General features: G+C 74.8%; 7 protein-coding genes. 1 reads left to right on the top strand and 6 read right to left on the bottom strand.

Going from position 1 to position 8,207, the window contains the following annotated elements; translation table 11 throughout:
• Window positions 1–495: ATP-binding protein (locus tag A2U95_RS12825; RefSeq protein WP_166022249.1), on the bottom strand; the 495-nt coding region annotated here is incomplete at its 3' end.
• 252 nt (window positions 496–747) lie between these two features.
• On the bottom strand, window positions 748–1,131 hold the full coding sequence (locus A2U95_RS12820) for an STAS domain-containing protein (RefSeq protein WP_166022248.1): 384 nt from the start codon (window positions 1,129–1,131) through the stop codon (window positions 748–750).
• A 238-nt stretch (window positions 1,132–1,369) separates the two neighbouring features.
• On the opposite strand from A2U95_RS12820, the gene A2U95_RS12815 reads away from it, so the two are divergent.
• Window positions 1,370–2,395 (top strand): RNA polymerase sigma factor SigF, encoded by a 1,026-nt coding sequence (locus A2U95_RS12815; protein WP_240957298.1) that lies wholly within the window; start codon window positions 1,370–1,372, stop codon window positions 2,393–2,395.
• A 33-nt stretch (window positions 2,396–2,428) separates the two neighbouring features.
• On the opposite strand, the gene hutI is transcribed toward A2U95_RS12815, so the two are convergent.
• From hutI to hutU, 4 genes are read right to left on the bottom strand one after another with little or no spacing between them, the layout of a single operon-like run.
• Entirely contained in the window at window positions 2,429–3,628 is a 1,200-nt protein-coding gene (gene hutI, locus A2U95_RS12810; RefSeq protein ID WP_166022247.1) for an imidazolonepropionase, read from the bottom strand.
• Complete coding sequence (locus A2U95_RS12805; protein ID WP_166022246.1) at window positions 3,625–5,013, bottom strand: formimidoylglutamate deiminase; 1,389 nt, start codon at window positions 5,011–5,013, stop codon at window positions 3,625–3,627. Before A2U95_RS12805 ends, hutI begins: the two co-directional genes overlap by 4 nt.
• A complete protein-coding gene (locus A2U95_RS12800) occupies window positions 5,010–6,209 on the bottom strand; it encodes an allantoate amidohydrolase (RefSeq protein ID WP_166025138.1) in 1,200 nt (399 codons plus the stop codon). Before A2U95_RS12800 ends, A2U95_RS12805 begins: the two co-directional genes overlap by 4 nt.
• 50 nt (window positions 6,210–6,259) lie before the next feature.
• Window positions 6,260–7,927, bottom strand: a complete 1,668-nt coding sequence (hutU, locus tag A2U95_RS12795) for a urocanate hydratase (RefSeq protein WP_166022245.1) — start codon at window positions 7,925–7,927, stop codon at window positions 6,260–6,262.
• Window positions 7,928–8,207: the final 280 nt, after the last annotated feature.

Here is an 8,207-nt window from a genome sequence, read left to right as displayed (position 1 = left end):
GACGCCCCAGTCCATCGACAGACGCTGGACTATGAACATGCCGTGTCCGCCCGGCCGCCCCGCCTGGTGCGGCGTCCGCGGCGTCGGCTGCCCTTCCCCGCGGTCGGTGACCGCGACCCGGATCGCCTTCCGGTCGAACGTCAGCGTCAACGACTCGGGCCCGTCCGCGTGCAGGCACGCGTTGGTGACCAGCTCGGACACGATCAGCAGCACGTCCTCCGCCGCCGCGCGTCCGTCGTCCGTGGACGACGGCAACCACCCCCACGCGTACAAGGCCTGTCGCGTGAAGTCCCGGGCGAGCGGCACGACGCCGCTCTCGCCCGCCAGGTTCAGTTGCCGTACCTCCGGCGCCACCGGCGCGCCTCCGTTCGATGCCCCCGCCACCCGCTGGAGGGCGGGGGACGCCCTGTCCACCGCCATGGCGCGCGGGGAGGAGGAAGCGCCGCCGGGCTGCGGGCCTCGGTCGCCCGGCGGATAGGGCCGGGTGGTGCTCATCAGCGCTTCACCTCACCGATTCACCAATACACGAGTGGACTCGGGTTCTCCGGAGCGTCGCGGTCGGTCCGGGCCGTGGACCCGGCCCCGTCCGAGGCGCCCCCTGTCCTCAGCAATTCTCCTGCCCGCCCCGGACGAGGGAACACTCACCGAATCGCCCCGTTTCGCCCTATCCGCCATCTTTCACCGATTCAGCACAAAGTGTCACGATTGCCCGCTCCAGGCGTCGCTCTTCGTGACCTCCGTCACCGATCAGCCGGCCTCCGAGCCCTCGGCGAGCGCGCCCTCCACCGTGTCGTGCACGGAGAAGACCGTGTCCGCGCCGGTGATCTCGAAGACGCGGGCCACGGCGGGCCGCATCGCCACCAGGTGGATGCCTCCACCGGCCTCCTCCGCCTTGAGGCGGGCGCCGAGCAACACGTTCAGTCCCGTGGAGTCGCAGAACTCCAGCCGGGAGCAGTCCACCACGAGCCGGGTGCGCCCCTTCGCCAGGTTGCGCTCCAGCGGCTCGCGGAGAAGTTCGGCGGTGTGGTGGTCGAGTTCGCCCGCCGGGATCACGACGGCGCTGGCTCCCTCTTCCCGTACCTCCACCAGAAGCCGGCCCGACTGCGCGCTGCCGACCGTCCCGTGGTCCATTGCCGTCTCTCTCTCGACGTCCGATCTGCTGATTCCGCCTCCGAACCCTACGCCCTCCTGGCGAGATTCGGCAGCCGAACAATCATAAGAAGTGGGACATAAGCGTACAGAGCGTGCTTGCGGTCTTGTTGCTCGAGCGGGTAGGGCTGGTGAGAACACATTCGATCCGACCGGCTCGGAGGCGCCGCACACCCCAAGAAGTGCACGCACCGGCTTCGGCAGCCGCACGCCGAGAACGATGGAGGACTTCATGTCACCCCGGCTCGACGCATCGCATACCCCCAGAGCGACGTCGGCAATCCCGTCCCCGTACCGCACCGAGATCCCGGGCCCGGCGGTCACCGGGACGCTCCCCGACGAGACGCTTCCCCACCAGCGGACCGGGTCCGCCCTCGAGGGCGGACCCGGCGCCCCTCAGGGGCCGGCCGGAGCCGCGCTCCCCGCGGATTCCACGGGCCTGCTGGACGGGCTCCCCGAGATCCCCCACTACGCGCAGGTGCGGGCGGCGGACGCCCGCGCGCTCTCCAAGGCCCTGTTCGAGCGGCTGGAATCGCTCGAGGAAGGCACCTCGGAACACAGCTACGTCCGCAACACCCTGGTCGAGCTGAACCTCGCCCTGGTCAAGTTCGCCGCCTCCCGGTTCGGCTCCCGCAGCGAGCCGATGGACGACATCATCCAGGTCGCCACCATCGGCCTGATCAAGGCGATCGACCGGTTCGAGCTGAGCCGCGGTGTGGAGTTCCCCACATTCGCCATGCCGACCATCATCGGCGAGATCAAGCGCTTCTTCCGGGACACCTCCTGGTCCGTGCGCGTCCCGCGCCGGCTGCAGGAACTGCGCCTGGACCTCGCCAGGGCCACCGACGAGCTGCAGCAGCGGCTGGACCGGGCGCCGACCGTGGGCGAGCTGGCCGCGCACCTGGACCTCTCACGCGACGAGGTCCTGGAGGGCATGGTCGCGTCGAACGCCTACACCGCCTCCTCGCTGGACGCCCAGCCCGAGGAGGACGACACGGAGGGCGCCCTCGCGCACCGGATCGGCTACGAGGACGACGACCTGGAGGGCGTCGAGTACATCGAGTCGCTCAAGCCCCTGATCGCCGGGCTCCCGGCCCGCGAGCGGAGGATCCTCTCGCTGCGGTTCACCGCCAACATGACCCAGTCCGAGATCGGCGAGGAGCTCGGCATCTCCCAGATGCACGTCTCCCGGCTGCTGTCCCGGACCCTGGCCAGGCTGCGCGAGGGCCTCACCGGCGACGAGTAGCGCCACCGCCGGGTGCGGGGAGCCTCGGGGGCCTCACACCTCGCGGACGCCGCCCCGCCACACCCCCGCCACCAGCGGGACGCCCGGCCGGTAGGCCAGGTGCACGTGGCTGGGCGCGTCGAGCAGCAGCAGGTCCGCGCGGGCGCCGGGCGTGATCCGCCCGACGTCCGCGCGGCGCAGCGCGGCCGCCCCGCCCGCGGTGGCCGCCCACACCGCCTCGTCGGGCGTCATGCCCATGTCCCGCACCGCCAGGGCGACGCAGAAGCCCATGGACGAGGTGTACGACGACCCCGGGTTGCAGTCGGTCGACAGGGCGACGGTGACCCCCGCGTCGAGCAGCCGCCGGGCGTCCGGCCAGGGCGCGCGGGTGGAGAACTCCGCGCCGGGCAGCAGGGTGGCCACGGTCCGCCCCGCGCTGCTCGCCAGGGCGTCCACGTCGGCGTCGGTGAGGTGGGTGCAGTGGTCGGCGCTGGCCGCCCCCAGCTCCACCGCGAGCCGTACGCCGGGGCCGTGGCCGAGCTGGTTGGCGTGCACGCGCGGGATCAGCCCGCGGTCCCGGCCGGCGGTGAGGACCGCGCGGGCCTGGTCGCCGTCGAAGGCGCCCCGCTCGCAGAAGACGTCGATCCAGCGGGCGTGCGGCGCGCAGGCGTCCAGCATCTCGCCGGTGACGAGGTCCACGTAGGCCGCCGGGTCCCCGGCGTGCTCGGGGGCGACGACGTGCGCGCCGAGGTAGGTGACCTCGGAGGTGTGCCGGGCGGCGACGCGCAGCGAGCGGGCCTCGTCCTCGACGGTGAGGCCGTAGCCCGACTTGGTCTCCACGGTGGTGGTGCCCTGCCGCAGCGCCTCCCGCAGGTGCCGCACCAGGTTGGCCTCGAGGTCGGCCTCGGTGGCGGCGCGGGTGGCGGCCACGGTGGTGCGGATGCCGCCCGCCGTGTAGGGGCGCCCGGACATGCGGGCGCTGAACTCCTCGGTGCGGTCCCCGGCGAAGACCAGGTGGGTGTGGGAGTCGACGAAGCCCGGCAGCAGGGCGCCGCCGCGGGCGTCGACCCGGTCGTCGGCGGCGGGCGCGTTCCTGGACGCACCGGTCCACACGACGCGGTCGCCCTCGATCACGACGGCCGCGTCCCGGATCACGCCGAGGGGCGGGCCGTCGTCGGAGGGGCCGAGGGAGGGGTCGTTGGTGACCAGGTGGGCGATGCCGTCGATGACGGTGGTGGTGGGCCGGGTGCTCATGCTCGTCCTGTGTGCAGGTCGGCGACGGCCGACGCCAGTTCTCGGGCGGGTTCGGGTACCAGGGTGTGCACCCCGTCGCGGACGACGTGGCGGCCCGCGCACACGGTGTGGCGCACGTCCGCGGCCGTCGCGGCGAACACGGCGGTCTCCGCGCCCCGTGCGGGCGGGGGGCCGGCGGTCCTGACGGTGTCGAGGGCGACGGTCGTCCAGTCGGCGGGCGCGCCCGGCTCGAGCCTGCCCGCCTCGGGACGGCCGAGGGCGGCGTGGCCGTCGGCCGTGGCGGCGCGCAGCAGGGCCCCGGCGCTCCAGTGGCCGCGGACGCGGGTGCGCAGCCGTTCGTCGAGTTCGAGGGCGCGGGCCTCCTCGAACAGGTCGATCACCGCGTGGCTGTCGGAGCCCAGGCTGAGGGGCGAGCCCGCCCGCTGGAGGGCGGGGGCGGGGCCGGTGCCGTCGGCGAGGTCGCGTTCGGTGGTCGGGCACATGCAGGTGCCGGTGCCCGAGCCGCCGATCAGGGCGATGTCCTCGTCGGTGAGGTGGGTGTTGTGCACGCCGGTGGTGCGCGGGCCGAGCACGCCGTGGTCGGCGAGCAGCCGGGCCGGGGTGCGGCCGTGGGCGGCCAGGCAGGCCTCGTTCTCGGCGGGCTGTTCGGAGAGGTGGACGTGCAGGGGCGCGCCGCGTTCCTCCGCCCAGCGGGCGACCTGCTCGAGCTGGTCGGCGGGGACGGCCCGCACCGAGTGGACCGCCGCGCCGATCCGGGCGTGCTCGCGGTCCTTCAGCAGGGCGGCGCGGGCGGCCCAGGTCCCGGCGTCGCCGTCGGAGAAGCGGAGCTGGGGGGCGGTGGGCGGTTCGCCGAAGCCGGAGGACAGGTAGGCGGTGTCCAGCAGCGTGATCCGGATGCCGGCCTGGGCGGCGGCCTCGATCAGCGCCTCGCCCATGGCGTTGGGGTCGTCGTAGCGGACGCCGCCGGGGGCGTGGTGCAGGTAGTGGAACTCGCCGACGGCCGTGATGCCGGCCAGCGCCATCTCGGCGTAGACGGCGCGGGCGAGGGCGAGGTAGGAGTCCGGGTCGAGTCGTCCGGCGACCTGGTACATGACCTCCCGCCAGGTCCAGAAGGTGCCCCGGCCGGCCTGGACGACGCCGCGCAGAGCGCGGTGGAAGGCGTGCGAGTGGGCGTTGGCCAGGCCCGGGAGGGTGAGGCCGCGCAGGGGTTCGGCGCCGGGCGGGGGCGCGGGCGTGTCCTCGGTGAGGGCGGTGACGCGGCCGTCCGGGCCGGTCTCCGCCAGGACGCCGGAGCGGACCGGGCCGTCGGCGGTGAGGAGGGCGTGTTCCAGCCAGTAGGCGCGGGCGCCGTGGCCCGCCGGCCGGCGGGCGGGGGAGGGTGTCACGCGCGGGCCAGTCCTTCCAGGGCGTCGGCGAGGGCGAGCACGCCGGCGGCGCAGTCGTCCTCGGCGGCGTGCTCGGCCGGGGAGTGGGAGACGCCGGTGGGGTTGCGCACGAACAGCATGGCGGTGGGGACGCTCGCGGCGAGGATCCCGGCGTCGTGTCCGGCGCCCGTTCCCAGGACGGGCGCCGGTCCGCGGTCGCCGCCGAGGAGGGTGGCGAGCCGGTCGCGCAGGGCGTGGTCGAAGCGGGTCTCGGGGGTGAACGACTCGCGGGCCACCTCGAGCCGGACGCCGTGCGCGTCGGCGGCGGCGCGGGCGGCGCGTTCGACCGCGCCGACCACGTCGTCCAGGGCGTCCCGGGCGGCGGCGCGGGAGTCCAGCCAGCCGCGCACCAGGGAGGGCACGGCGTTGACCCCGCCCGGGTCGACGGCGACCTTGCCGAAGGTGGCGACGGCGCCCGCGCGCAGCGCCTCCCGGCGGGCGGCGAGCACGGTCTCGGCGTAGGGCAGCATCGGGTCGCGGCGGTCGGCGAGGCGGGTGGTGCCGGCGTGGTTGGCCTCGCCGTGGAAGTCGAACCGCCAGCGGCCGTGCGGCCACACGGCGCTGGCCACGCCCACCGGGTCGCCGGTCAGGTCCAGGGCACGGCCCTGCTCGATGTGGAGTTCCACGAACGCGCCGATCCCGGCGAGGCGTTCGGGGTCGGCGCCGATGGCGTCCGGGTCGTGTCCGGCGGCCTCCATGGCGCGGGGCAGGGTGACGCCGTCGGCGTCGGTGAGCCGGTGGGCCTGCTCGCGGGTGAGCAGGCCCGCGGAGAGGCGGGAGCCCACGCAGGCGAGGCCGAACCGGGCGCCCTCCTCGTCACCGAAGTTGACCACCGCGAGCGGCCGGCCGAACCGGACGCCCCTCGCCCGGAGTTCGTCCAGGGCGGCGAACGCGGAGACCACGCCCAGCGGGCCGTCGAAGGCGCCGCCGTCCGGGACGGAGTCCAGGTGGGAGCCGGTCACGACGGCGTCCCCGGCGGCCGGGTCGCCCAGCCACGCCCACTGGTTGCCGTTGCGGTCGGTCTCCACGGCCAGGCCGCGGGCCTCGGCCTGCTCGCGGAACCAGGACCGGCAGTCGCCGTCGGCCGCCGTCCAGGCGAACCGGTGGTATCCGCCGGAGGAGCGGTCCCGGCCGACGGCGGCCAGGTCCCGCCACATCTCCTGGAACGACGCGCCCTTGGGCGCGGCGCCGGTGGCCTCCGGCGCGCTCACGCGTCCCCGCCCTCGCGCATGGGGACGCGCACGCCGCGTTCCCCGGCCACGGTCTCGGCGATGTCGTAGCCGGCGTCGACGTGGCGGATGACGCCCATGCCGGGGTCGTTGGTGAGGACCCGGCGGATCTTCTCCCCGGCGAGCGGGGTGCCGTCGGCGACGGTGACCTGCCCGGCGTGGATCGAGCGGCCCATGCCGACGCCGCCGCCGTGGTGCAGCGAGACCCAGGAGGCGCCGGAGGCGACGTTGACCATGGCGTTGAGCAGCGGCCAGTCGGCGATGGCGTCGGAGCCGTCGAGCATCGCCTCGGTCTCCCGGTAGGGGGAGGCGACCGAGCCGCAGTCCAGGTGGTCGCGGCCGATGACCACGGGGGCCTTCAGCTCGCCGCTCGCCACCATGTCGTTGAACCGCTCGCCCGCCTTGTCGCGCTCGCCGTAGCCGAGCCAGCAGATGCGGGCGGGCAGTCCCTGGAACCTCACCCGCTCGCCGGCCAGCTTGATCCAGCGGGCCAGCGACTCGTTCTCGGGGAACAGGTCCAGCACGGCGCGGTCGGTGGCCGCGATGTCCGCCGGGTCGCCGGACAGCGCCGCCCAGCGGAACGGGCCCTTGCCCTCGCAGAACAGCGGGCGGATGTAGGCGGGCACGAAGCCGGGGAAGGCGAACGCGCGGTCGTACCCCGCGAGCTGCGCCTCGCCGCGGATGGAGTTGCCGTAGTCGAAGACCTCCGCGCCGGCGTCCTGGAAGCCGACCATCGCCTCCACGTGGCGGGCCATCGACTCGCGGGCGCGGATGGTGAACCCGGCCGGGTCCTTCGCCGCGCAGGCGGCCATCTCGTCGAACCCGACCCCGGCGGGGAGGTAGCTCAGCGGGTCGTGGGCGGAGGTCTGGTCGGTGACGACGTCGATCGGCGCGCCCATGGCGAGCAGCTTCGGCAGCACCTCGGCGGCGTTGCCGAGCACGCCGACGGACAGCGGGCGGCGGGCGTCGCGGGCCTCCACGGCGAGCCGGAGCGCGTGGTCGAGGGAGTCGGCGCGGACGTCCAGGTAGCGGTGCTCGATGCGGCGCTCGATGGCGCGGGGGTCGCAGTCGACGCAGATCGCGACGCCCTCGTTCATGGTGACCGCGAGGGGCTGGGCGCCGCCCATGCCGCCGAGGCCGGCGGTGAGGGTGATGGTGCCGGCCAGGGTGCCGCCGAACCTCTTGGCGGCGACGGCGGCGAAGGTCTCGTAGGTGCCCTGCAGGATGCCCTGGGTGCCGATGTAGATCCACGAGCCGGCGGTCATCTGCCCGTACATGGTCAGGCCGAGGGCCTCCAGGCGGCGGAACTCCTCCCAGTTGGCCCAGTCGCCGACGAGGTGGGAGTTGGCGATCAGGACGCGGGGGGCCCACTCGTGGGTCTGCATCACGCCGACCGGGCGGCCGGACTGGACGAGCATCGTCTCGTCCTGCTTGAGCGTGCGGAGGGTGCGGACCATGGCGTCGAAGGAGCGCCAGTCGCGGGCGGCCTTGCCGGTGCCGCCGTAGACCACCAGGCGGTCCGGGTGTTCGGCGACCTCGGGGTCGAGGTTGTTCTGCAGCATCCGCAGGGCGGCCTCCTGCTGCCAGCCGGCGGCGGTGAGTTCGGTTCCGCGGGGGGATCGGACGGGGCGGGGACGTCCTGACATACCGGCGGCCTCCTGGGGGCGCGATGTTGCTCGACGGCTATTCACATCCTGTCGGCGTGAATAGCCCCAGTCAACAGCGGCGGGCGCCACCGCGGCGGGCCGCCGTCTCACCATCCCGCGAACCCGCACCCCACCCCCGCGGGCACGCCGCCTCACCCCTCGCGGGCACGCCGCCTCGCCGTCCTGCGGGCGGCCATGCCTGGCCGCGCCTGCCGTCCTGCGGGCGGCTGGGCCGCCCAGGGGGCGGCACGGGCGGGCGCAGGGCGGCGCCTTACGCGGC

Source organism: Streptomyces chilikensis (genome assembly GCF_001642695.1).
GTDB classification, from domain to species: domain Bacteria; phylum Actinomycetota; class Actinomycetes; order Streptomycetales; family Streptomycetaceae; genus Streptomyces; species Streptomyces chilikensis.
The sequence above is the reverse complement of the archived record's forward strand: the minus strand, read 5'-3'. Positions and strand labels throughout refer to the sequence as shown.